Annotated in this window: 2 protein-coding genes; both read left to right on the top strand. The window is 38.7% G+C overall.

Annotated elements, in window-relative coordinates; all coding sequences use genetic code 11:
• Positions 1-17: 17 nt before the first annotated feature.
• Complete coding sequence (locus tag GS399_RS20510) at positions 18-488, top strand: T6SS immunity protein Tdi1 domain-containing protein (RefSeq protein WP_160846532.1); 471 nt, start codon at positions 18-20, stop codon at positions 486-488.
• Between the two features lie 197 nt (positions 489-685).
• Positions 686-1,165, top strand: coding sequence for a hypothetical protein (locus GS399_RS20505; protein ID WP_160846531.1), 480 nt, complete (start codon positions 686-688; stop codon positions 1,163-1,165).
• The last annotated feature ends 526 nt before the right edge of the window (positions 1,166-1,691 follow it).

Raw genomic sequence — 1,691 nt, 5'->3', positions numbered from 1 at the left:
ATAAGCCATAAAAGAACATGCAAATACGAGACTACCTTAAAGATAAATCAACAATTGACATTTCGGATATTACTGAAGCATGGAACTGGCTAATCCCTGAAAAAAGCGAGATTCTTTTAGTAACCTGTTTTGGCGACCTCTTTTTGGCTGATCATGTTGGTACAATTTATTGGCTAGATACAAGCATCGGTAGTTTAACCAACGTTGCTGGCGACTTGGATGAATTCGAAACGAAACTGAACAACGCAGATAACTTTGACAATTGGTTTCTAGTTGAACTATTTTCGGAACTAAAAGCGGCTGATATTGAGATATGTGAAAATGAGATATATAGTTATAAGACGCTTCCTCTTTTTGGCGGAAAGTATATTATAGAAAACATAGCACCAACCAATATTTCCGTCCACTTTCATCTTACTGGTCAAATTTGTGAACAAACAAAAGACTTGCCTGATGGAACAAACATTAAAATTAAAGTAGGTGAATAGTAAAACGGCTTATAACACAGCCTTTGCAAAAATGGCTGTGAAGGGAGGGCAATCGGAAGTTTTTTATATTAAAGTTTCTTTTGTACAAGTACCAAGGAAGTGCTTTCTATCTGCCATCTTCGCAAAGCCCTAACCGTTATGTGTAACCACCATCGGCAACCAACAATGACACGCTAATGCCACAGGAAAGATTTAATATGGAAAGAATGCTCATGGACGAATGGAGGGAGTTGGGTTTTTATTACGATTTTGACGACAGACTTGATGTAAATCAATGGAGATTTTACGGAAGCAAAATTGGTTTACAGAACTTTGTAAAATTACTCGATGAGTATACAAGTAAACCAAGTAACAATAAGGAATTTGAACACGATCATTACGGCCCGTATAGTTATTTAAAAATTATTACTCTAGATAACGAAGCGATAATTAATGAACATGCAATTGGTGGGTCAATTGCCAACTTAAAAAAATTAAAAAGTATCATTGCAGATAAATTAAACAACACTAACCCTGGGCAGACTTTCAATATTGATAAAGACTTTGGAAATAACAATACGGCAACCGCTAAATTTTTTGTAATGGCTGACCACTTTGATCCCGTTTCAATGGACGAATTACTTGTATCTGGACGACAGATAATAGTGAACCAAAAACACGAGAATGACGGCGAGTAAAAGAAAGGCAACACATAACAGCAGATTTGCAACAGGCGGGTTCCGTGCTCCGCAGAAAGTTTTTTGGTTAATAGAAGTTCAGTTCTCCTAATCAATATTTGTGTTAAAAAGCCCGCCCATCGCAAATCTGCCAACCGTTAGGCGTAACAGGCTAATTGCCGATTGAACGTTGCAGCTGTTCATAAAAATAAAACCCGGCGCTTTCCTTGCAAGCGTTTCAGGACTAAAAAGAGAAGAGAACTCAAACAAACTTTTCTACCGCCAGGGTTATTCGCTGAATGAGGAACGTTTAGTTCTGCGTCGGTTTGTTTCTAACCTTTCAAATCAGGACCTTCCAGCGCTTCTTTTATTTTTTGCTCCGGTAGTTTATGAACGGTAGAAACCTGCAACTTCCGGCCTGCAAACTCCTAACAGCCGGTTGCCGCAATAGCCGATGAAGTGGTTTATGAAAGCTTGTGTAAATTAATATCTTTAGAGGGAATTAAAGATTCGTGCGGGTTAAGGCTACTGCTGCAACCGGCGGGCC

The organism is Hufsiella arboris, from assembly GCF_009834875.1.
Lineage (GTDB): Bacteria > Bacteroidota > Bacteroidia > Sphingobacteriales > Sphingobacteriaceae > Hufsiella_A > Hufsiella_A arboris.
Note: the sequence above shows the minus strand (reverse complement) of the source record. Positions and strands in the feature narration are given on the sequence as shown.